The organism is Martelella limonii, assembly GCF_013344475.1.
In the GTDB taxonomy this organism is placed as follows: Bacteria; Pseudomonadota; Alphaproteobacteria; order Rhizobiales; family Rhizobiaceae; genus Martelella; species Martelella limonii.
Genome location: NZ_JABUOU010000006.1, coordinates 107786 through 129499, shown reverse-complemented (window position 1 = coordinate 129499; position 21714 = coordinate 107786). Strand labels below are relative to the sequence as shown.

Sequence of the window (21714 nt, the reverse complement as noted above, 5' to 3'; positions counted from 1 at the left end):
GTCAGATAGAGCGCCTCCGGCATTTCGGTAAGATGCGGATCTGCTCTGAAGGGTGAATATATGACGGATGTCATCGTGATCGGCGGCGGTCTGGCGGGTGCGGCGACGGCCTTTTATCTCGCGCGCGACGGCGTCGATGTGACGCTGCTGGAGCGCGCGGATCTCAATACCGTGGCATCGGGCTCGAATGCCGGCAGCCTGCATGCGCAGATACCCCATGATCCCTTCGTCAGGAAAGGCGATGCCTGGGCGGCGGCCTATGCCTCGACGGTGGGTCTTCTCGCACGGTCGGTCGACATGTGGCGCGGACTTGGCGAGGAGCTCGGGGCTGATCTCGAGGTCAAGCTCGGCGGCGGATTGCTGGTTGCGCGCACGCAGGCCGATATGGCGGCGATCGAGCGCAAGGCCGTGTTCGAGCGCAGCCAGGGGCTTGAGATCCGGATTCTCGACCGCGCCGACCTCTCCCGCGAAGCGCCCTATGTCGCCGACAGCTTGATCGGAGGGGCGTTCTGTCCGCAGGAGGGCAAGGCCAACCCCTTCGCCGTCGCGCCCGCCTTTGCGCGGGCGGCGATTCGCCACGGCGCAACGATCAACCGGATGACGGAGGTGCGCGGCATCGACCGGGAGCGCGATGGTTATGCGGTTTCCACCGAAAGGGGCGTGTTCCGCGCCCGGCGGGTCGTCAACGCCGCCGGTTCGGATGCTGGCAAGATTGCCGCCATGCTCGGCGCCAATCTTGCCGATGTCCAGGCGTTTCCGATCCAGGTCAGCGTTTCGGAGCGGATCGCGCCGTTGATCCCGCATCTTCTCTACTGCGCCTCGGACAAGCTGACGCTGAAGCAGAACGGCGTCGGCTCGCTGCTGATCGGTGGCGGCTGGGAGGCCGATATCGGGCCGAACGGCACGCCGGTTGCCAACCCGCAATCGCTGAGGCGCAACATGCAGGTGGCGCTTTCCGTGGTGCCTGCGCTCGGCGATATCAGGATCGTCAGGAGCTGGGCGGCATTCGTGAACGGCACGGATGACTGGAAGCCGATCTTTGGCGAACTGCCCGGCCTGCCGGGCTTTTTCGTCAATTTCTTTCCATGGATGGGCTTTACCGGCGGACCCGTCGCGGCGCGGCTGGTGGCAAGCATGGTGCAGGGGCGCGAAGCCCCTTTCGACATCGATCTGGCACCCTTCCTGCCGAAAGGGTGAAGGCGGCGTCAAAGCCGCCCCCTTAATGCCGCCCCCTCAATGCCGGAGTATCTTGGAGACGAAAGCGTTGGTGCGGGCTTCCTTCGGATTGTCGAAGATATCCCCGGGCGCGCCTGTCTCGACGATCTGGCCCTGGTCCATCATCACCACGCGCGAGGACACCTGCCGCACGAAGTTCATTTCGTGCGAGACGATCAGCATGGTGATGCCTTCATTGGCAAGCTGACCGACGGTATCGAGAACCTCGGTGACCAGTTCGGGGTCAAGGGCGGCCGTCACTTCATCGAGCAGCAGGATCTCGGGCCTCAGCGTCAGCGCCCGGGCGATCGCCACGCGCTGCTGCTGGCCGCCGGAAAGCTGGTCCGGATAGGCTTTCAGCTTGGCCGACAGGCCGACGCGTTCGAGAATGGCGCGCGCTTCGGCGTCGACCTCGGCCTTGGGCCGCTTCTTGATCTCGACCGGCGCGATCGTGACGTTGCGCAGCACGTCCATGTTCTGGAACAGATTATATTGCTGAAAGACGATCGCCATCCGGTCGCGCATGGCCTTGAGGCTCGCGCGCGAGCCGTAATTGATGGCCTCGCCATCGATGACGACGCTGCCGGAGGAGGGCTTCAGGAGACCCATCAACACCCGAAGCAGCGTGCTTTTGCCTGAGCCCGAAGATCCGATCAGGCTGACGACCTCGCCCTTTTCGATGGACAGCGAGATGTTTTCCAGAACCTTGTGATCGCCGTAATGGGCGGACAGGTTTTTGACTTCAAGAAGAGGCAAGTCGTTTCTCCAGATAGGCGCCAAGCCGGGTCAGCGGATAGGAAAGGGCGAAATAGCCGGCAAGCACCACGCCATAGACGAGGAATGGCGAAAAGCCGCGGTTCATCAGGCTCTTGCCGGTAAAGGTCAGCTCGATCACACCCATCTGCGAGGCGAGCGAGGTATCCTTGATGAACATCACCATGAAGGCGAATGCCGGTGGAATGATCACTTTCCATGATTGCGGCAGGACCACGTGGAACTGGGTGCGCCAGAAGCCGAAATTCAGCGTTTCGGCGGCCTCCACCTGCTGGCGCGGGACCGATTCGACGCCGGCACGGATAATCTCCGACAGGAAGGCGGTCGACAGAAGGCAGATCGAGATCACCGCGATCGTGAACAGCGACATGTTGCGGCTGATCACCTGGATCGCGAACATCACGATGAACAAGATGACCAGAAACGGGATGCGCCGGAAAATCTCGACATAGAATGTGACAAGCAGCCTGAGCGGCAGCAGGACCTTCGCCCGCGTGGAGCGCAGGGCGGCGATGATGAAGCCGAAGACGAAGCCGGTCACGCAGCCGAGCGCCGTCAGCAGCAAGGTCGTCCCCATCGCCTTCAGGATGAAGATCATGTTGTAATAGGTGAAGAAGCGCGGCGCTTCCTGAATGATTCTGTCGAGCATCAGAAAATCCTCGCTCTGACGCGGAAGGCCCAGCGGCCGATCAGTGCCAGTGCCGCCGATGCGATCACGGTCAGCAGAATGTAGATCCCCGCGACCACGATGAAGGTCTCGATGGTGCGCAGGTTCTGGGTCGAGATGTTGATGGCGCGTCCGGTCAGTTCCTCGACGCCGAAGATCGCCGCCATGGAACTGCCAAGCACCAGCCAGATGAAGAAGTTGCTGAGCGGCGCAAACAATGTCTTGGCGACATGCGGCAGGATGACATAGCGCAGCGTCTGGAGATGGGACATGCCCAGCACTTCCGCCGACTCGATCTCCGCCTGGCGCACCGAAAGGATGCCGCCGCGCAGGATATCGGTCATGTAGGCACCGGTATTGATCGTCATGCCGATGACGACGGCGCCAAACGGGTTCAGCAGGATGCCGATATCCGGCAGGGCATAGAACAGGAAGAAGATCTGCACGAGCGCGGGCGTGTTGGTGAAGAACACCACATAGGCATTGGTGATGGCCCGCAGAACCCTGCCGCCCCTGAGCTTGGCGGTTGCCCCGCCAAGGCCGATCAGCGAACCGAGCCAGAATGAAAGGAAGGCAATCTCCAGCGTTATCACGGCTCCGCCAAGAAGATAGGCAAGCTCGTCGAAAACGACGCCGAACTGGAATGTATAATGCAAGTGTCTCACCCTTTCCCGGGGCGGGCAAATTCAGCCGGAAGAAAGCCCGGCGCCGTATCCGGCGTCCGGGCAAAACGATCAGAAGAACGGATTGGGGACCACCGGTTTCAGCATCGGAGTGCCGTACCAGGAGACCCATTCGTCGTTGATATAACCGCTGGAATGAAGATCATAAAGCAGGACATTGAGGAACAGGCGCAGGCCGTCATTGCCCTTGGCGACGCCGATGCTGTCATAATTGGTGAAGATCGTGTCATCCAGCGTCTTCCAGTTGACGTTCGGATAGTTCTTCGTGAAGGCCATGAAGAAGTCGATGTTCTCCACCAGCGCGTCGGCGCGGCCCTGGGCGATGGCCCGCACCGTATCGGCATTGGACTCGACCAGCAGGACCTTCGACGCCGGCAGCTGTTCCTTCAGGAAGTCCACCGACCAGTTGCCACGCATGTTCACCAGCGTGATGTCGGCGGTGTCGAGGTCTTTCCAGCTTGTGGCGTCAATCTTGTCGGTCGTCAGCACTGCCATCGATTCCGTGTGCAGGGGCACGGTGAAATCGATCAGTTTGGCGCGCTCGGCGGTGCGGGTCAGCGCACCAAGCGAGATGTCGATCTGGTCGGCGACCAGGAATGGCACGCGCTGTGCGGTTTCGGTGGGCACGAACTCAGCCTTGACGCCCAGCGACTCGGCGATCTTGTTGCCGACATCGATGTCGAAGCCTTCCAGCTCGTTCTTCTCCCCGTAAGAGCTCATCGGCGGGAAGTTCGGGTTGACCCCGACCCGGATTGTTCCGGACTGAATGATCTCATCGAGCGAACGGGCCTCGGCGGGGGCAATGAAGATGGCGGTCCCGACCAGCGCAATGGATGCAAGCGAAAGTAATTTACCAAGCATGAACTGTTCTCCTGTTCCGACCTGTGCCGGTCGTTGACTATCCGGTCTGAAGCGTCTCTCAAACCCGCCGCTAAGCTGACAATTCGTTGGCGTTGCGTCAATAAGAAAAGTGCGTAATGCGAACATTTGTCCGTTTTTAGTAATTCAGGCCATCCCGGCATCAACGCGCAGCAACTGACCGGATATGCCGCTTGCGGCGCTGCCTGCAAGAAAGGCGACCGTGGCGGCCACTTCCTGCACGGTGGCAAGCCGCCCGAGCGCGGTCTGGCTTTCAAGCGCTTCGAGCGCCGCGGCTTCGGACGGACCGGATTTCGCGCGGTCCCGGATGCGCGACAGCAGCGCATCGGTCGCGATCGGACCGGGAGCGATGCCGTTGACCCGGATGCCGAAGCGTCCGAGATCAAGGGCGGCAGCGCGCAATATGCCGAGAACGGCATGCTTGCTTGCGGTATAGATCAGCTGCCGCGGATGGGCGATGAGCGAATTGATGGAACCAGTCAGCACCACCGAGCCGCGGCTTTCGGTAAGCGCCGGCACCGCATGTTTCAGGGTCGCAAGCGCGCCGCGCGCATTCACCGCCATCACCTGGTCCCATTGCGCAAGATCGATCCCGGTCGTCTCCGACCATGGCGGCACCAGGCCGGCATTGACGATCAGGCAATCGATCCTGCCGTGGCGCGACACGGTCTCCGCAATCATCGCGCGCACCTCATCCTCGTCGCTGATATCGGCCTCGATCGCGGTGAAGCCTTCGGGCAGGGGATCGCTGTCATTTGCGAAGGTGAGGTCGGCGGCAACGCCGATTGCGCCCTCGTCCGCAAAGCGGCGGATGATCGCCGCGCCGAGGCCGCGGGCGCCGCCGGTAACCAGAACGACCTTGCCCTCGAGCATATTGGACATTTCTTCTTCTCCGGAATTTGGCGGGGCTTGCGCAGCTTCCCGCGCCGTGCAAAAATATGTACAGAAGTTCGCAGAGAGAACACAGAATCCGAAACGGCGCAATGCCGACCCCTGGTTTTCGGCGAAAACGCTCCTCACGCGGCACACGGCTGCCGCTTTTCTTCGGATGATGAATGACCGGGAAAACTGAAATCATTACGTTTGACGGCCGCAGGATCGAGGCCCGCCATGGCGAGAGCCTGGCGGCCGCGCTGACGGCTGCGGGCATCAGGCAGTTTCGCACGACGGCCCATGAGGCGCCGCGCGGCATGTTTTGCGGCATGGGCGTGTGCCAGGATTGCCTGGTCGAGGTCGATGGCAGGGCCAATGAGCGGGCCTGCATGGTCAAGGTGACCGGGCCGCTCGTCGCGCGCTCGGAAGCCCACGCCCGGCCGCTCGATGTCACGCAATCGGCAGGTGCGCCGAAGACCATTGATGACGTTCGCCTGATGCAGCCGGAAGTCCTGGTGATCGGCGCCGGTCCCGGAGGGCTATCCGCCGCGATCGCCGCGCGCAGCGCCGGGGCAGAGGTGCTGATGATCGACGAACGCAGCAAGCCCGGCGGACAATATTTCAAGCAGCCTGATGTCGATGGAGAGGGCGTCATGCCGCCCGATGCGCAGCATCGCGAGGGGGCGGCACTGGTGGAGCGCGCCCGCACGATCGGCGTCAAGATCCTGAATGATGTCACGGTCTGGGGCGCTTTCGCTCCCCTCGAATTTGCCGCCACGCATAACGGGGCGGCACTCAGGATCAGGCCGAAACGGGCGATCATCGCCACCGGCGCCTATGAGCGCGGCTGGCCGGTGCCGGGCTGGACTTTGCCGGGCGTGATGACCACGGGGGCTGCCCAGACGCTCTGGCGCACCGCGCGCCGCGTCCCCGGCAAGCGCGTGCTGATCGCCGGCAATGGTCCCCTCAACCTGCAACTCGCCGCCGAACTCGCCGATGGCGGAGCCGAGATTGTTGCCGTAGTCGAGGCCGCCGCCGCCCCCGGCGCAGGCGCGATCGGCGAACTCGCCACCATGGCCCTTGCGTCACCGAAGCTTGTGCTTGACGGCATTCGCTACCATCGCAAGCGCCGGAAGGCTGGCGCCCCGATGATCCATAGCGCCGTGGTGCGCGGGATCGAGCGGGACGGCGGCGCGCTGACGGTTTCCATCGGTGCGGCAGACGGGGGTGAGCCGTCCGGTCGCTACACGGTTGATGCCGTCTGTCTCGGCTATGGTTTCGAGCCGGCGAACGAGCTGCTGCGGGGGCTTGGCTGTGGTCACGATTTCGATCCGCAGCGCCGCCAGCTTGTCACGCGGCGCGATGACAGAGGGCAGACCACGGTCAGCGATGTTTATGCGCTGGGCGATTGCACCGGTCTTGGCGGGGCGCGTGCAGCGCTTGCGGAAGGAACGGTCATCGGGTCGAACGTGGCGGCAAGCCTTGGCCATGCGGCATCCGGCGAGGCTGACGCCACGGCTGCGCTTGCCCGCCATCGCAGGTTCCAGAGTGCGCTCTGGAGGCTCTACGCCTTCGACGGCTATCATCCGTCGCTGGCCAATCGCGAAACGCTGGTCTGCCGGTGCGAGGAAGTCTCGTTCGGCGAGATCGAGGATGCCCTTGCCGAGGATCTCAGCATGATCGGCGCGGTCAAGCGTCACACGCGCGTCGGCATGGGCCGCTGCCAGGGCCGTTATTGCGCGCCGGTGCTCGATACGCTGATGGCAGCGCGTGCGGGACGGGAGCGCGACGAGTTTTCCGGCTTTGCGCCCCGCGTTCCGGTGCGCCCGGTGCGCATTGCCGATATCGCCGGCGAGACAGTGGAATGAAGGCGGAAGACAGCGATGTCGTGGTGATCGGCGGCGGCATCGTCGGAATGGCGCTTGCCGCATTTCTGGCAGAGGCCGGCCGGGACGTGATGCTGGTCGACCGGGGCGAGGGCGGTGGGTCCACAGCCAATGCCGGAAGCCTGCATGTGCAGATGCAGAGCCGCTTCATGCAGCTTTACCCGGAAAACGTGCCGGGGATGGAGCGGCAATTGCCGCTCTATCCCAAGGCGACCCGCTTCTGGCAGGCCCTCGAAACCCGGCTTGGCGCGGATTTCGAGTTGAAGAAGAATGGCGGGCTGATGGTAGCGGAAAACCGTCAACAGCTCGACTTCCTGCATGTGAAGGCGGAGCGCGAACGCAAGCTCGGGCTTTCGGTTGATGTGCTCGAGCGCGACGCGCTGGAGAGGATCGCGCCCTATTTCGGCCCCGCCGTTGTCGGTGCGGAAATCTGCCATGACGAAGGCAAGCTCAATCCGCTGCGCGCCAATGCGGCTTTGAGGGCCCATGCGCTTGCCGAAGGCGTGCGCCTGAGGGAAGGGTGCGCCGTGACCGGCCTTGCGCGCGAAGCGGATGGCTATCGTGTGGCCTTGTCCGATGCGGGAGCGGTTCGCTGCGCCACGCTTGTGATCGCGGCGGCGGAGGGCACCGGCAAGCTTGCGGCGATGCTTGGGTTCACGATCCCCACCCGCGCCGAGCCGCTGCACATGAATATCACCGAGGCGGCCGCGCCGATGATCGGCCATCTCATTCAGCATGCCGACCGGATGATCACGCTGAAGCAGTTTGCGACCGGCCAGATCGTGATCGGTGGCGGATGGCCGGCCGATATCGCCGAAGGGCGCGGAGTTCCAAGGACCCGGCTCGACAGCATGATCGCCAATGTCACGCTCGCCAGCCACATCGTGCCGGCGGTTTCGCCGCTCAGGATCATCCGCACATGGGCGGGCATCAACACATCTGTGGATGGCAAGGGCGTGCTCGGTCCGGTGACCACGCATCCGGGGCTCTACATCGCGGTCCCGGGCGATGCCGGCTATACGCTCGGTCCGTTGTCGGCAAGGCTCGTCTGCGACACGATCCTCGGCCTTGATCCCGGCGAAGACCTTTCGGATTATTCACCGATGCGGTTTGCGTAAATCGCGCGAAAGCAGATCCGGCCGGCGTTAATCGTGCAATGCCACCCCGATGTCGCGGGCAGAGGCGAGCGCCAGGGCGAGGATGCGGGTCTGCATGTCTTCCAGCGAGATGCGCGTGGAAGGGCAGCAGACATTGAGCGCTGCGACGATCGCGCCGCTGCCGTCGCGCACGGGGACGGAGAGCGAGCGAAGGCCCACCTCGAGTTCCTGATCGACGATCGAAAAACCCTGGCGGCGGACATCGTCGAGCATATCGCGCAGCTGCACCTTGGAGGTTACGGTGTTCGGGGTAAATCGGGTCAGCGTCATTGTCTCGATATAGGTCTGCAACGCTTCCTCCGACAGCGCAGCAAGCAGCACTCGCCCGGTGGAGACGCAATGCGCAGGCACCCTGCTGCCGATCGAGATGCCGACATTGATGCGCCGGTTCAAGGGCGTTGCGCGTGCGACGTAGATGACCGATTCTCCATCGAGCACGGCGGCAAAACAGCTTTCGCTGAGCTCGGCCGACAGCGTGTCGAGCACGGGCTGCATCACGTCCCAGATGTTCATGGAAGACAGCGCGGAAAAGCCGAGTTCGAGGACTTTCGGCTTCAGCGCAAAATACTTGCCGTCGGTTTCGACATAGCCTTCATGGGCAAGCGTGAGCAGGAACCGGCGCACAGTCGCGCGGGTCATTCCCGTGACCTGCGCGACTTCGCTCAGCGTCATGCGCGGGCGGTAGCGGCTGAAGACGCGAATGACCTCCAGCCCGCGCGCCAGCGCATTCACATAGTCACGGCCGAGCGTGCCGGTATCGCTTTGCACCTCTGCCATCAACCCATATCGCCCAGGCAGAGATATTTCAGCTCGAGAAACTCCTCGATGCTGTGATGCGAACCCTCGCGTCCGATCCCGGACTGCTTGACGCCGCCGAAGGGCGCGCCTTCGAATGAGGTGAGCCCGGTATTGATGCCCATCTGTCCCGCTTCCAGCGCTTCGGCCACGCGGAAGGTGCGGGCGAGGTCGCGGGTGAAGAAATAGGCCGAGAGGCCGAACTCGCTGTCATTGGCCATCCGGATCGCTTCTTCCTCGGTCTTGAAGCGGATGATCGGGGCCACCGGTCCGAAGGTTTCCTCGCGGGCGATCTTCATTGCCTGCGTGGCATCGGCAAGAACGGTCGGCTCGTAGAATGTGCCGCCCAGCGCATGCCGTTTTCCGCCGGTAACGACGCGCGCGCCATTGGCAAGCGCATCGGCGACGTGATCCTCGACCTTGGCGATCGCGGCTTCATCGATCAGCGGGCCCTGGGCCACGCCGTCATCGAAGCCGTCGCCGACTTTCATTTCGGCGACCGCCTCGGCAAAGCGGTTGACGAAGGCGTCGTAGATGCCGTCCTGGACATAGATCCGGTTGGCGCAGACGCAGGTCTGGCCCATGTTGCGGAACTTGGACGCGATCGCGCCCTGCACGGCGGTTTCGAGCGATGCATCGTCAAAAACGATAAGGGGTGCATTGCCGCCGAGCTCCAGCGCCACCTTCTTGATGGTGCCGGCTGCCTTCGCCATCAGCTCGCGTCCCACCTCGGTTGAACCGGTGAAGGTGATCTTGCGCACCAGCGGATGCGTGACAAGCTCCTCGCCGACGACACTTGCCGCGCCGGTGACGACGCTGAAGACGCCCTTCGGGAGGCCGGCGCGTTCGCCAAGTTCGGCAAGGGCGAGCGCGGAGAAAGGGGTGGCGCTGGCCGGTTTCAGCACCATGGTGCAGCCGGCGGCAATCGCGGGGCCGGCCTTGCGCGGGATCATGGCCATCGGAAAATTCCACGGCGTGATCGCGGCGCAGACGCCGATCGGCTGGCGCAGCACGAACATGCGCTTGTCGCGCGTCGGCGGCTCGATCGTTTCGCCGGCAACCCGCTTGGCGTCTTCGGCGAACCATTCGAAGAAAGCGGCGCCGTAGAGAATTTCGCCGCGCGCCTCGGCGAAGGGCTTGCCCTGTTCAGCCGTCAGCAACCGGCCGAGATCGTCGGCATTTTCAACGATCAGCTCGAACCATTTGCGCATGATCGCCGACCGTTCCTTGGCGGGCCGTGCGGCCCAGTCCGGGAAGGCTTTCTGCGCGGCTTCGATCGCCGCCACGGTTTCGGCGCGGCTTGCCTTGGGGACGGAGCCGATCCGTGCGCCGGTCGACGGGTTGAAGACGTCGATCCGGTCGCCACCGCCCTCGTGCCAGGTGCCATCGGCATAGAATGCCTGGCGTAGGAGAGACGGGTCCTGAACGATATTCATGGCGAGACTTCCTTCATGTGATGCCTTGAAACTGGGTACATCATCGATGATCCACTGTCATCGATTTCGTACAAGTGTGCACATTTTTCGTTCCTAGAAAACCCTGATTTTCTTCGAAGAATTCGAGGAATGTTGCGCGATCGTCAGGTCGCGCGGTGATTTTTCGCGAAAAATGAGGGCTCTCATCTTGTCATTTAACGAATTCGATGCACACTATGCGCACAGTTGTACGCAAAATCAATCAATCGTCATCTATGAGGGGAATGCGTTAACATGTCGAAGAAATCCACATCACTGACCGGAGCCGTTTCGCGCCGCACCGTGCTGCAGGGCATTGGCGCTGCCGGGCTTATCGGGGCGGCGCCAGCCTTCTCGCGTCGCGCCTTTGCCGCCGGGGACATCACCATCCGCTGGTGGTCGACGCAGGCGTCTCCCGATCAGCTTGCGATGTACAAGAACCAGATCAACGCTTTCGAAGCCGAAAATCCGGGCGTCAAGGTGCTGTTCGAGCCGACCTCCGACGAGGGCTACCCGGCCCAGCTCGCCGCCGCATTCGCGTCGGGCCAGGTCCCGAACGTGCTGACGCACCTTCCGTCCTTTGCCGCGCAGAATTATTATGGCCAGGGCCTGGTCGAGCCGATGGACGACGTGATCGCCGCCATCGGCGAGCAGAATTATTTCCCCGGCGCCAACGATGTCTACAAGACGGCGGACGGACATTATTGCGGTACGCCGATCGGCAATACCGCCGCCGACATGCTGTGGCTGCGCAAGGACCTGATGGAAAAGGCCGGCATCGACAAGAAGCCTGAGACCTTCGACGAACTGCGCGAAGCCTGCCGCAAGATGCAGGGCGGCGGCATCTATGGCGCGCCGCTTCCCTACGGCCTCAACTCGATGACCTCGCTGATCTTCATCGGCTTCATCCACCGCGCCGGCGGCCAGGTGTTCTCGAAGGATCTCGATATCGCGCTCGACAGCCAGGGCACCTATGATGCGCTCGAATTCTACCAGTCGATGCGCGAGTTCTGCCCGCCGGGCGCCAGCAACTATTCCTGGGGCGAAAGCCTGACGGCCTTCGTTTCCGGCGCTTCCGCAACCGGCATCTATGCCGGGCGCGTGCTTGCGAACGTGACCGCCCAGAACCCGGCCATTGCAGATTACGTGACCTGCGCCGTCTATCCGACGATTTCGCCGGATGTGAACCCGTGGACCTTCAACGACTTCCCGTCGGTGTTCATCCCGGCAGGCGCATCCAACATGGACATGACCAAGAAGTTCGCGGCCTTCCTGTTCCAGCCCGCCGGCTATATCCCGCAGCTCCATGCCGCGCCCGGCCATATCCTGCCGGTGCTGAAGACGATCGCCAACGATCCCGCCTATCTCGATAATCCGATCATCCAGAAATACGAGCCCGAGGTTGAACTCATGGCGAACGCCGCCGCCAAGGGCAAGAATCTCGGTTACGAGGAAAACGGCTGGAAGCCCAACGTCAAGGCCAACGACATCATCGCCAGCAATGCGATTGCCGAAATGGTGCAGCGCGTGGTGCTGAACGGCGAGAACGCCAAGACCGTCGTCAAGGATACGTCCGACAAGATCGAATCGATCATGGCCGAATAGGGCCTTGCCCGATCATCGGGACGCATCGCGCCTGTCGCGCGATGCGTCGATCACGCGCTGCCAGAGCGCGAACCGCTTGAAGGCTTTACTGGCGCAGGAGCGCGCCGCAACCATCGGAAGAGATCGTGGCGAACAAACAAGGCATGACATTGCAGAAGCGCTATGGCCTGATCGGCCTTGCGCTGATCGCGCCGACCGTACTCATCCTCTCGGCGGTGATCGTCTATCCGCTGATTTCCGCCATCTACCTGTCGTTCTTCTCGATCTACACCCCGACGCTGAAGGGGTCGTTCGTCGGCATCGACAATTATGTCGAACTCCTCGGCTCCTCCTATTTCTGGTTCGCGCTCTGGACCACGATCCTGTGGACCGCCGGCACGCTGGTGCTGCAGGTCGTCTTCGGCGTCGGCATGGCGATGCTGCTCAACCAGAACATCCTGTTCCGCTCGCTCGCGCGCAGCCTGGTGCTGTTTCCCTATTTCGTCTCGACGGTGGTGGCCGTGCTCGTGTGGCGCTGGCTGTTCAACGATCTCTACGGCATCCTGAACCACATGCTGATGGCGGTCGGCCTGACCGACATGCCGATCGACTATCTCGGCGTGATGCCGAATGCGATGATCTCGGTGATCACGGTCGGCGCCTGGAAGTTCTTTCCCTTCGTCGTCATCGCCGTGCTGGCGCGGCTGCAGACCATTCCCGAACATCTTTATGAGGCGGCGCGCATCGATGGCGCCGGCGCCTTCGGACGCTTCTTCGACATCACCCTGCCGCAACTCAAGGAGGTTCTGTCGATCGTGATCCTGCTGCGCATCATCTGGGACTTCAAGGAATTCGACCTGATCTATCTGTTGAGCGGCGGCGGTCCCTTGAACAATACCCGCACCCTGCCGCTGATCGTCTACCAGCAGGCCTTCGGGCTCAACCAGATGGGCATGGCCGCGACCTACGCGGTGGCGATGATGATCGTGATGCTGGTGTTCATGCTGTTCTATCTGGCGCGGGCAAGAAGGAGCGCGACATGAGACGTGGCTTGCTGGGCACGGTTGTTGTCAACATCGTAACCTGGGCGCTGGTTGTCGTCATCGCCTTCCCGCTGGTGTGGATGGTGCTGACATCGATCAAGCCGCAGAGCGAACTGTTTCGCATTCCGCCGCAGTTCCTGCCAGATCATGTGACCTTCGAGCACTACATGATCCTGCTCCGGGAAACGCCGTTCCTGCGTTATTTCCGCAACTCGATGATCCTGGCAACGTCGACGACCGCGCTTGTGATCGTGGTGGGTGCGCTCGGTGCCTACAGCCTGGTGCGGTTTCGCTATCGTGGGCGGGAAACGCTGGCGGGTCTGGTGCTGTTCACCTACCTTCTGCCGTCCGTCGTGCTGTTGATCCCGCTCTATCTGATGATGGTCAAGATCGGGCTCGCCAATTCGCTGCCGAGCCTGGTGATCGCCTACACCACGTTTTCGCTGCCCTATGCGCTCTGGCTGCTGCGCTCGTTCATGGCCGGCATTCCGGAAGATCTGGAATCGGCGGCCCTTGTGGATGGCGCAAGCCGGATCGGTGCCTTCGTCGACGTCATCCTGCCGCAGGCGCTGCCGGGCATCATCTCGACGGCGCTGTTCACCTTCATCCTTGCCTGGAACGAATATCTCTATGCGCTGGTGCTGGTGAATTCCGATCAGGTGCGGCCGCTGACCACCGGCGTGATGAACATGCTGATCACCGCCTTCAATATCGACTGGTCGCTGCTGATGGCGGCATCGGTCATGATGAGCATCCCGCTCATCATCATTTTCGCATTCCTGCAGAGTTACCTCACCCGCGGCTTCGGCGCCGGCGGCGTGAAGGGCTGAGCATTGAGGACAGTTTCTTGGTAGATGTTGTATTTGAAAAGGTTCAGAAAAAGTTCGGGCACGTCGTCGCGATCCCGGGCCTCGACCTTCATATCCGCTCCGGCGAATTCGTCTCCCTGCTCGGTCCATCGGGTTGCGGCAAGACGACAACGCTCAGAATGCTGGCGGGCCTCGAACACCCGACCGAAGGCAGGATCAGGATCGGCGAGCGCGAGGTCAACAATGTGGCCCCCGGCAGCCGCGACATCGCCATGGTGTTCCAGTCCTACGCGCTCTATCCGCATATGAGCGTGCGTGAGAACATCGCCTATCCGCTCAAGAAACGCGGCGTGCCGAAATCGGAGCACGCCACGCGCATCAAGGCCGCCGCCGATCTTCTGCAGCTCGGCCCTCTGCTCGACCGCAAGCCGAAGGAGCTTTCGGGCGGCCAGCAGCAGCGCGTGGCGCTCGGCCGGGCGCTGGTGCGCGAGCCCAAGGTCTTCCTCCTCGACGAGCCGCTCTCCAACCTCGATGCCAAGCTTCGCGCTCATATGCGCTCCGAGCTGATCGAGCTGCACAGGAGGCTCGGCCGCACCATGGTCTACGTCACCCACGACCAGCTCGAGGCAATGACGATGTCGACCCATATCGCGGTCATGCATGGCGGCGAGTTGCAGCAGTTCGGCACGCCTTCGGAAATCTATAACCGTCCGGTCAATACCTTCGTCGCCTCCTTCATCGGCACGCCGTCGATGACGCTGGTTCCGGCCGAACTTCTTGCCGAAGGCGGCCTGAAGCTGAAGCTCGGCGCCCATGTCTTCGATCTGCCGGATGACGTGGTTGAAGCGCGCCCGGACCGTGTCGCGCCGATCACGCTCGGCATCCGCCCGGAAGTGATCGAAGTCGGTCACGGGCCGGGCGTCGCGAAGGTCCGCATCGTCGAGCCCACCGGCCACGAAACCATCGTCATCCTCGATATCGACGGTGAGGATGTGACGGCCCGGATTTCCGGCGACACGGCGCTCAAAGCCGGCGAGACCGTCAAATTCGATCTCCGCCGCGATCGTTTGCACTTCTTTGATGCCGGCTCCGGCCGCCGGCTCAACCGCGATATCAGACCTTGAAAATTCAGGAGACTGGGATGACGAACATCCTGCGCAACACGCCCGATCTCGAGGAGATCGACAAGAAATACCTGTTCCATCCCTTCACCGCGCTCGCCGAGCACGAGAAGGCGGGGCCGACGGTGATCGTCGAGGGCAAAGGCTCGCGGCTTACCGACAATCATGGCCGATCCTATATCGACGGCATGGCGGGGCTGTGGTGCGTCAATGCCGGCTATGGCCGCAAGGAGATTGCCGATGTGCTGCATGACCAGGCGATGCGGCTTCCCTATTTCCACTCCTTCTCCTCCTGGGGCACCGATACCCCGGCGCTGCTCGCCGAAAAGGTGATCTCCAAGGCGCCGGAAGGCATGTCCAAGGTGTTTTTTGGCCAGTCCGGCTCGGATGCCAACGACACCCAGGTCAAGCTGGTCTGGTATTACTGGAACACGCGCGGCAAGCCTGAGAAGAAGAAGATCATCGCCCGCAATCGCGGCTATCACGGCGTTACCGTTGTGTCCGGTAGCCTGACCGGCATGCCGTCGCTGCACTCCGGTTTCGACCTGCCGCTGCCCTTCGTGCGCCACACCACCGCGCCCTACCGTCTCTGGGAAGCGGAAGCCGGCATGAGCGATGCCGATTTTTCGGCAAAGCTTGCCGCCGATCTGGAAGCGCTGATCCTCGCCGAAGGACCGGAGACTGTCGGCGCGATGATCATGGAGCCGGTCATGGGCGCCGGCGGCGTGATCGTGCCGCCGGAAGGCTATTATGACGCGATCCAGGCCGTGCTCGACAAATACGAGATCCTGCTGATCGCCGACGAGGTGATTTCAGGCTTCGGGCGTCTGGGCGACTGGTTCGGCTCCAAGGTCATGGGCATGAAGCCGGACCTGATCACGGTCGCCAAGGGCATCACGTCGGCCTATGTGCCGCTGTCTGGCTGTATCGTTTCGGAGAAGGTCTGGCGCACCGTTGTGGAAGGGCAGGCGAAGTTCGGTCCCTTCGGCCATGGCTATACCTACACAGCCCATCCGCTGTCGGCCGCCGCAGCACTCGCCAATCTCGAGATCATCGAAAATGACGGGCTGATCGGCAAGGCGGCGGAAACCGGCGCCTTCCTGCATCAGCAGCTTCATGCCGGCTTCGATGGCCATCCGCTGGTCGGCGAAATCCGTGGAGAAAAGCTGATCGGCGCCGTCGAGTTCGTGGCGAACAAGAACCCGATGACCCGCTTCGATCCGACATTGAAGATTGCCGCCAGGGTCGTGAAGGAGGCCCGCGATCGCGGCGTCATCACCCGCGCGCTTCCCCATGCGGACACGATCTCGTTCTCGCCGCCCTTCATCATCACCCGTGACGAAATCGAGGAGATGGTGACGGGCGTTCGCGCTGCGGTCGATGCTGTCATGGATCAGCTCGTCGCCGAAAAACTCTGGACGGAGCAGTAGGATGGACAGAAACAGCGTCAACTGGGCGGGCCCGATGCCCGCCGTCACCACGCCGTTTACGGATGACGGCGCGATCGACGAAAAAGCCTTTGCCCAAAACGTCGAGCGCATGATCGGCGAGGGCGCCACCGGCATCGTCGCCGGCGGCTGCACCGGCGAGTTCTGGGCGCTTTCCAATGCCGAGCGCAAGCGGCTTTACGAAATCTCCGCCGAGGTGATGAAGGGCAAGGGCACGCTGATCGTCGGCACTGGCGCGGTCACGGTCGATGAGACCGTCGACCTCACCAACGCCGCCGAAAAGGCAGGCGTCGACGGCGCGCTGATCCTTCCGCCCTATTTCGTCAAGCTTTCCGATGACGAGATCGTCGCGCATTTTTCAGACGTCAATGATCGGATCGGGTTGCCGGTCGTCGCCTACAATATCCCCGGCAATGCGGTGAATGCGCTTCTGCCGCATATCGTCGTGCGGCTGGCAGAGCTCGACCGTGTGGTTGCGGTCAAGGAGAGCTCGGGCGACTGGAACAACTACTACGCCACCTACCTCGCCGTGCATGAAAAGCTGAGGGTCTTCTGTGGCCCGTCTTCGGTGTTCGGCGTTCCCGCCGTCGATCTCGGCGCCGATGGCACGGTCGACTGCTTCCCCAACATGTGGCCGCATGGCGGGCTCGATCTCTACTTCGCGCCAAAGAATGGCGACCGCGAGAAGGCTGCAGAGGTGCAGGCGCTCGGCCGCAAGCTGACCGATCTCTGCACCAGCGGCGGACGCACGCTTTACCCCGCCACCAAGGCGGCCATGGACATGATGGGCCTTGCCGGCGGTGGAAGGCCGCGCCGGCCTTTGCGCCCGCTCGAAGGCGAACCGCTGAAGGGGCTCGAAACCGGCCTCAAGGCGCTCGGCCTGATCTGATCAACGAAAACAAGGGAGCTTCTGATGTCAAAGACCAATGCGCCGGAACTGAAGCCCGGCAATTATTCCACCACCTTCGGGGAATTCATCGGGATCGGGCCGAACGGCAATCTGTTCGTTGATGGTTGCGATGTGCAGGAGCTTGCCGAAAAATACGGCACGCCGCTCTACATCATGTCGGAAAACCAGCTGCGGCATAACTACCGCGCCTTCCGCGATGCGTTTCAGAAATACCATCCGGAAACCGAAATCCTGTTCGCCAACAAATCGAACAACGGCCTCGCCATCCGCCACATCATGAATCAGGAAGGGGCCGGCGGCGATTGTTTCGGCGCGCAGGAAATGTACATGGCGCTGCTTGCCGGCACCAACCCGAAGACGCTCGTCCTCAACGGTTCCAACAAGCAGGATGACGAGCTTGAAATGGCGATCGCCAACGGGCTCTGCATCAATATCGACGCCATGGACGAACTCGACCGGATCGCGGCCATTGCCGAGCGGCTCGATTGCGATGTCGATCTCGGCATTCGCCTGAAGCTCGATCTTGATCCGCTGAGGGATCGTAGCGGGGTTTCCATGCACGGCCCGGGCACGCTGAAACAGCAGAGCGATTCCACCAAATGGGGCATGAACCGCGAGCAGACGGTCGAGATCGTCAAGCGGGCGCAGTCCATGCCGTGCATGCATCTCAAGGAAACGCATTTCCATCTAAGCCGCATGTCCAACGTGCCGGCGGACTTCGCAGTGATGGCGCGCGAGATGATCACTTGGTCTGCGTTTATCCGCGACAATACCGGCTGGACGCCGCCCTGCATCGATATCGGCGGCGGCTGGACCTTCGGCAAATGGTACGGAACCGGCCCAAACAGCCAGCTCGATGATGCCAGCGCGCCGACGCCCGAGGATTACGCCAAGGCCTGCATCACCGCGATCCGCGAGGAGACCGAAAAGCACGGCCTGCCGATGCCCAAGCTCAGGCTCGAACCGGGCCGGGCGCTGTCCGGGCCCGCAGGCGTTGCCGTCGGCAGGGTCGGCGCGATCAAGGAGGGCTCCTCCAAGAAGTGGGTCAATCTCGATCTCTCCACCAATCACCTGTCCTGGGCCGCCGTGCTCGATTGGTACTATCATGCCGTGCCGGTGAAGGATGCGGGCGCGGAGCCAGTCGAGACGGTCGACCTTGTCGGCCCGCTCTGCAACTCCGACGAGGTCGGCCCGCATCGCAAGATGCCGGCGCTGAAGCGCGGTGACTATGTCGCCTTCCTCGATGCCGGCGGTTACACAGAATCCTCCGCCGCCCGCTACAACGCCCAGCTTCTGCCGGCAACGGTTCTGGTCGCGGGTGACGCTGCGGATCTCACCACCGAGCGCGAGCAGCTGCGCGATGTGGCAGGCCGTTTCCGGGTGCCGCCGCGTCTTCTCGCCGCTTCGTTCAAGCCGGAATAGGGGGCCAGACCATGGATCTTGGCATCAAGGGACGTCACGCGCTCGTCTGCGGCGGAAGCAAGGGGCTTGGCCGGGCTGCAGCGGAATCGCTCGCCGCAGAAGGCGTCAACCTCACGCTGCTTGCCCGCAACGCCGATACGCTGGCGGCTGCCGCCGACGAGATTTCCGAACGCCACGGCGTCACGGTCAAAACCATAGCAGCCGACGTCACCGACAGGAAGGCGCGGGCGGAAGCGCTTGGCGCCTGCCCGGACCCGGATATTCTCGTCACCAATCCGGGCCTGCGCCAGACGCCGTCCGACTTCCGCACGCTGTCGCGGGACGACTGGGACATGTGGTTCGAGGCCCATTGCTTCGCCTCGCTGGAGATGATCCAGAGTGTGGCGCCCGGCATGTGCGAACGGAAATTCGGCAGGATCGTCAATATTTCGGTCAGCTTCATCAAGTTTCCGCAGGTCAATTTCGGCCAGTCCCATGCGGCCCGTCTGGCGCTTGCCGGTGCGATCGCCTCCATGGTGCGCCAACTGGTGCCGCATAATGTGGTGATCAACAGCGTGCTGCCGGGCTTCTTCGACACGGATGCGCTGCAGACCAATCTCCACGGCCATGCAGCCCGCGGCAACACCACCTATGAGGCGATCGTCGAGGACCGGCTGAAATCGACCCCGGCGGGCCGGTTTGCCGATCCGCATGAATGCGGCGAGCTGATCGCCTTTCTGTGCGGCGCCAATGCCGGCTACATCACCGGCCAGAACATCGTGAATGATGGCGGCGTCTATCAGGGGATATTCTGATGGCCGCTTCGCTCTCGCCGGAAGGCCGCGTGATCATGATCTCGGGCGCGTCGCGCGGGATCGGCAGGGCGATTGCGCAGCGGCTGCATGATGACGGCTTTTGCCTTTCGCTCGGCATGCGCCGCCCGGTGATGCCGGAGGGTTTCGATCCGGCGCGGACAATCGTCGAAAAATTCGATGCCAGCGTGCCGGACGATGCCAAGAGCTGGCTCGATGCCACGCTTTCACGTTTCGGCCGGCTTGACGGGCTGATCAACAATGCCGGCATATTGCGCGCGCTGGACCTGCGCGAAGGCGACGAGGCGGTGCTGGACGAGATGTGGGCCGTCAACGTCAAGGCGCCCTATCGGCTGATCCGGCTTGCGCTGCCCGCGCTCGAACAGGCCGGCAATGGCCGCATCATCAACGTCGCCTCGACCGACGCCAAGCGCTACCGCGAGGGCGTTTCCGTCGCCTATACCATGACCAAGCACGCCGTTCTGGCGCTGAGCCATGCCGCAAAGTTCGCGGGATGGGAGAAGGGCGTCAGGGTCACCGCGCTTTGCCCGGGTGCTGTCGATACCGACCTCGTTGCCTCGATACCGGGCGTGACGCCTGCGGCCAACCGCATTGCGCCCGAGACGATCGCTGCCACCGTCAGCTTCCTGCTGTCTTTGCCCGACAATGCCTCGGTTGCCGAACTGGTGATGAACACGCGGCTCGAAAGCTCTCTTTGAGGCTATGCGTCCGCTTGCAATCCGTGTCATCGGCGTGATGGCCGGGCGTCGGCGATGCTGAGATCGCAACGATTGACCCGGCATGGGAGCGGGCGGTCTGCGATATCGTGTCCTACAGCCATTTCCCGACATAGCGTGCGGCGGCATATCCGCTCTGGATCGCAGCCTCCATGTTTGGAAATTCGAGATAGTCGCCGGCAAGCGCCAGGCGTTCCAGTGGTCGGGTCAGCGCGGGCTGGAGCGCCGCGCGGCCCGGGAAGGCAAAAGGCGCGCCGCTCTGCCAGCGCTTCACCACCGGTTCGCCCGCGATTTCAAAGGCGGGGAAAAGATCATGGAGATCGGAAAGCGCGCGGGATGCGATCGTCGCATCATCCTCTTTTGAGAGCGCTTCGGCGCGCGCAGCGCCCGCAAACATCATCAGGCTGCCGCCGCGTTCGTGATCGGCCAGCGCGAAGCGATTGACGGACTGGTTGAACAGCACGCTGAAATTCATATTCGGCATGGAAACGGCGTAGCTGCGCTCAATCGGCCCCGGCGCCTGCTCTTTGATGTTGATGGCAACGGACAGGAACGGGCCGTAACGCACCGCGGCAAGCGCTGCCCTGGTGTCTTCCGGCAAATCGCTTGCGATGCTGTGCGTTACTGGCGCTTGCGTTGCCACGATCGCTGTCTTGGCGCGGAGGCTGACAGGCCGCCCGGCGGCATCCTGCGCATGAATGAGGACATGACACTCATGCCGTTCCACACGCTCGACCGTCGTCTGCAGCCTCACGGCTTTGCCAAGGCGTTCGGCAAGCGCTTCCGGCAGGCGGGCAGATCCGCCCGCGAGGTTGAAGCCGGGGGAGGATGAAGACCACACATTGGCGAAGGATCTGAGGCCGTGGCCGGCGGAGATGATCGCCGGATCGCCGCCGCAGCGCTCCGTGATCGCGCGGATCAAACCGGCCGTTTGCGGGTGGAGCTTGCCGAGCCTTTGCAGCAGGGTTTCATCCTGCCCGAAAGCAAGGCGACGAGCCGTCATCTCGGCCCATGGCAGGTCTTGGCTCGCGCGCAGCATGTCCGCTGCCTCGGCAGACCCCTTCCTGAGCCTCAGTCCGGCCCTGGCAAGCGAAATACGGGCGATGGGGGCAAGCGGCAGTGTGAACGGCAGAAGCGAGGGATTGCCTTTCAGTTGCAGGCGCTTGCCATAGGCGATGCCCATCAGGCTCGCATCGATCGGGCGCAGGGAAAGCCCGAGTTCTGCGCACAGATTGCCGACGATCGAACCCGGTCCGCCGAACATATGCGCGCCGAAATTCTTCAGGCCCTCAGCGCCGATCGTGGAATGGATCCGTCCGCCGGGCCGGTCCGCCGCCTCCAGCACCACGATGTCATGCCCGCTGAGACTCCGGGCCGCCGCAAGCCCGGCAATGCCGCCGCCGACAATGATCACATCATGGAGGTGGTCGCCGGCGGCGGTTGCGGATCGTTCGCCGCCCGTCATG

The 21714-nt window shown here is 62.8% G+C and carries 20 protein-coding genes; 12 read left to right on the top strand and 8 right to left on the bottom strand.

Annotated elements, in window-relative coordinates:
* The first annotated feature begins 60 nt into the window (after positions 1-60).
* A complete protein-coding gene (locus tag HPQ62_RS13845) occupies positions 61-1197 on the top strand; it encodes an NAD(P)/FAD-dependent oxidoreductase (protein WP_174803158.1) in 1137 nt (378 codons plus the stop codon).
* 36 nt (positions 1198-1233) lie between these two features.
* Here HPQ62_RS13845 and HPQ62_RS13840 read toward each other — a convergent pair whose 3' ends face one another.
* The 5 genes from HPQ62_RS13840 to HPQ62_RS13820 form a co-directional block, all read right to left on the bottom strand.
* A complete protein-coding gene (locus tag HPQ62_RS13840; protein WP_174803157.1) occupies positions 1234-1971 on the bottom strand; it encodes an amino acid ABC transporter ATP-binding protein in 738 nt (245 codons plus the stop codon).
* A complete protein-coding gene (locus HPQ62_RS13835; RefSeq protein WP_174803156.1) occupies positions 1958-2638 on the bottom strand; it encodes an amino acid ABC transporter permease in 681 nt (226 codons plus the stop codon). The genes HPQ62_RS13840 and HPQ62_RS13835 overlap by 14 nt, the downstream gene beginning before the upstream one ends.
* Positions 2638-3321: an amino acid ABC transporter permease gene (locus HPQ62_RS13830; RefSeq protein ID WP_483308174.1), complete on the bottom strand. Its 684-nt coding sequence runs from the start codon at positions 3319-3321 to the stop codon at positions 2638-2640. The genes HPQ62_RS13835 and HPQ62_RS13830 overlap by 1 nt, the downstream gene beginning before the upstream one ends.
* A gap of 69 nt (positions 3322-3390) precedes the next feature.
* On the bottom strand, positions 3391-4200 hold the full coding sequence (locus tag HPQ62_RS13825; RefSeq protein ID WP_174803154.1) for a transporter substrate-binding domain-containing protein: 810 nt from the start codon (positions 4198-4200) through the stop codon (positions 3391-3393).
* A 144-nt stretch (positions 4201-4344) separates the two neighbouring features.
* A complete protein-coding gene (locus HPQ62_RS13820; protein WP_174803153.1) occupies positions 4345-5100 on the bottom strand; it encodes an SDR family NAD(P)-dependent oxidoreductase in 756 nt (251 codons plus the stop codon).
* 173 nt (positions 5101-5273) lie between these two features.
* On the opposite strand from HPQ62_RS13820, the gene HPQ62_RS13815 reads away from it, so the two are divergent.
* Together HPQ62_RS13815 and HPQ62_RS13810 are read left to right on the top strand one after the other, a co-directional pair.
* Positions 5274-6959 (top strand): FAD-dependent oxidoreductase, encoded by a 1686-nt coding sequence (locus HPQ62_RS13815; protein ID WP_174803152.1) that lies wholly within the window; start codon positions 5274-5276, stop codon positions 6957-6959.
* Complete coding sequence (locus HPQ62_RS13810) at positions 6956-8095, top strand: NAD(P)/FAD-dependent oxidoreductase (protein ID WP_174803151.1); 1140 nt, start codon at positions 6956-6958, stop codon at positions 8093-8095. The genes HPQ62_RS13815 and HPQ62_RS13810 overlap by 4 nt, the downstream gene beginning before the upstream one ends.
* A gap of 27 nt (positions 8096-8122) precedes the next feature.
* On the opposite strand, the gene HPQ62_RS13805 is transcribed toward HPQ62_RS13810, so the two are convergent.
* A complete protein-coding gene (locus HPQ62_RS13805) occupies positions 8123-8911 on the bottom strand; it encodes an IclR family transcriptional regulator domain-containing protein (protein WP_174803150.1) in 789 nt (262 codons plus the stop codon).
* A complete protein-coding gene (locus HPQ62_RS13800) occupies positions 8911-10365 on the bottom strand; it encodes an NAD-dependent succinate-semialdehyde dehydrogenase (protein WP_174803149.1) in 1455 nt (484 codons plus the stop codon). Before HPQ62_RS13800 ends, HPQ62_RS13805 begins: the two co-directional genes overlap by 1 nt.
* 273 nt (positions 10366-10638) lie before the next feature.
* On the opposite strand from HPQ62_RS13800, the gene HPQ62_RS13795 reads away from it, so the two are divergent.
* The 9 genes from HPQ62_RS13795 to HPQ62_RS13755 all read left to right on the top strand — a co-directional run bounded on the left by HPQ62_RS13795 (position 10639) and on the right by HPQ62_RS13755 (position 20230).
* Entirely contained in the window at positions 10639-11988 is a 1350-nt protein-coding gene (locus HPQ62_RS13795; protein ID WP_174803148.1) for an ABC transporter substrate-binding protein, read from the top strand.
* Between the two features lie 125 nt (positions 11989-12113).
* The gene (locus tag HPQ62_RS13790; RefSeq protein WP_174803147.1) at positions 12114-13010 is read left to right on the top strand and encodes an ABC transporter permease subunit; all 897 of its coding nucleotides are present in this window, start codon (positions 12114-12116) and stop codon (positions 13008-13010) included.
* The gene (locus HPQ62_RS13785) at positions 13007-13840 is read left to right on the top strand and encodes a carbohydrate ABC transporter permease (RefSeq protein ID WP_174803146.1); all 834 of its coding nucleotides are present in this window, start codon (positions 13007-13009) and stop codon (positions 13838-13840) included. Before HPQ62_RS13790 ends, HPQ62_RS13785 begins: the two co-directional genes overlap by 4 nt.
* A 17-nt stretch (positions 13841-13857) precedes the next feature.
* Positions 13858-14943, top strand: coding sequence for an ABC transporter ATP-binding protein (locus HPQ62_RS13780; protein WP_174803145.1), 1086 nt, complete (start codon positions 13858-13860; stop codon positions 14941-14943).
* A gap of 17 nt (positions 14944-14960) precedes the next feature.
* Positions 14961-16370, top strand: coding sequence for an aminotransferase (locus tag HPQ62_RS13775; protein ID WP_174803144.1), 1410 nt, complete (start codon positions 14961-14963; stop codon positions 16368-16370).
* Between the two features lies 1 nt (position 16371).
* Positions 16372-17277, top strand: a complete 906-nt coding sequence (locus HPQ62_RS13770; protein ID WP_174803143.1) for a dihydrodipicolinate synthase family protein — start codon at positions 16372-16374, stop codon at positions 17275-17277.
* A gap of 24 nt (positions 17278-17301) precedes the next feature.
* Entirely contained in the window at positions 17302-18720 is a 1419-nt protein-coding gene (locus HPQ62_RS13765) for a diaminopimelate decarboxylase family protein (protein ID WP_174803142.1), read from the top strand.
* Positions 18721-18731: 11 nt separating this feature from the next.
* Positions 18732-19514 carry an SDR family oxidoreductase gene (locus HPQ62_RS13760; protein ID WP_174803141.1) on the top strand — a complete coding sequence of 261 codons (783 nt, stop codon included), beginning with the start codon at positions 18732-18734 and terminating at the stop codon, positions 19512-19514.
* Positions 19514-20230, top strand: a complete 717-nt coding sequence (locus HPQ62_RS13755; RefSeq protein ID WP_174803140.1) for an SDR family NAD(P)-dependent oxidoreductase — start codon at positions 19514-19516, stop codon at positions 20228-20230. The genes HPQ62_RS13760 and HPQ62_RS13755 overlap by 1 nt, the downstream gene beginning before the upstream one ends.
* A 112-nt stretch (positions 20231-20342) precedes the next feature.
* Here HPQ62_RS13755 and HPQ62_RS13750 read toward each other — a convergent pair whose 3' ends face one another.
* A complete protein-coding gene (locus HPQ62_RS13750) occupies positions 20343-21713 on the bottom strand; it encodes a flavin monoamine oxidase family protein (protein ID WP_174803139.1) in 1371 nt (456 codons plus the stop codon).
* Position 21714: the final 1 nt, after the last annotated feature.

What these genes read in the sequence shown, in the direction of transcription:
- HPQ62_RS13835 (WP_174803156.1), bottom strand. Translation starts at nt 2,638, where the DNA reads ATGCTCGACAGAATCATTCAGGAAGCGCCGCGCTTCTTCACCTATTAC.
- HPQ62_RS13755 (WP_174803140.1), top strand. Translation starts at nt 19,514, where the DNA reads ATGGCCGCTTCGCTCTCGCCGGAAGGCCGCGTGATCATGATCTCGGGC.
- HPQ62_RS13795 (WP_174803148.1), top strand. Translation starts at nt 10,639, where the DNA reads ATGTCGAAGAAATCCACATCACTGACCGGAGCCGTTTCGCGCCGCACC.
- HPQ62_RS13750 (WP_174803139.1), bottom strand. Translation starts at nt 21,713, where the DNA reads ATGACGGGCGGCGAACGATCCGCAACCGCCGCCGGCGACCACCTCCAT.
- HPQ62_RS13845 (WP_174803158.1), top strand. Translation starts at nt 61, where the DNA reads ATGACGGATGTCATCGTGATCGGCGGCGGTCTGGCGGGTGCGGCGACG.
- HPQ62_RS13810 (WP_174803151.1), top strand. Translation starts at nt 6,956, where the DNA reads ATGAAGGCGGAAGACAGCGATGTCGTGGTGATCGGCGGCGGCATCGTC.
- HPQ62_RS13825 (WP_174803154.1), bottom strand. Translation starts at nt 4,200, where the DNA reads ATGCTTGGTAAATTACTTTCGCTTGCATCCATTGCGCTGGTCGGGACC.
- HPQ62_RS13815 (WP_174803152.1), top strand. Translation starts at nt 5,274, where the DNA reads ATGACCGGGAAAACTGAAATCATTACGTTTGACGGCCGCAGGATCGAG.
- HPQ62_RS13770 (WP_174803143.1), top strand. Translation starts at nt 16,372, where the DNA reads ATGGACAGAAACAGCGTCAACTGGGCGGGCCCGATGCCCGCCGTCACC.
- HPQ62_RS13805 (WP_174803150.1), bottom strand. Translation starts at nt 8,911, where the DNA reads ATGGCAGAGGTGCAAAGCGATACCGGCACGCTCGGCCGTGACTATGTG.
- HPQ62_RS13820 (WP_174803153.1), bottom strand. Translation starts at nt 5,100, where the DNA reads ATGTCCAATATGCTCGAGGGCAAGGTCGTTCTGGTTACCGGCGGCGCC.
- HPQ62_RS13800 (WP_174803149.1), bottom strand. Translation starts at nt 10,365, where the DNA reads ATGAATATCGTTCAGGACCCGTCTCTCCTACGCCAGGCATTCTATGCC.
- HPQ62_RS13775 (WP_174803144.1), top strand. Translation starts at nt 14,961, where the DNA reads ATGACGAACATCCTGCGCAACACGCCCGATCTCGAGGAGATCGACAAG.
- HPQ62_RS13785 (WP_174803146.1), top strand. Translation starts at nt 13,007, where the DNA reads ATGAGACGTGGCTTGCTGGGCACGGTTGTTGTCAACATCGTAACCTGG.
- HPQ62_RS13760 (WP_174803141.1), top strand. Translation starts at nt 18,732, where the DNA reads ATGGATCTTGGCATCAAGGGACGTCACGCGCTCGTCTGCGGCGGAAGC.
- HPQ62_RS13765 (WP_174803142.1), top strand. Translation starts at nt 17,302, where the DNA reads ATGTCAAAGACCAATGCGCCGGAACTGAAGCCCGGCAATTATTCCACC.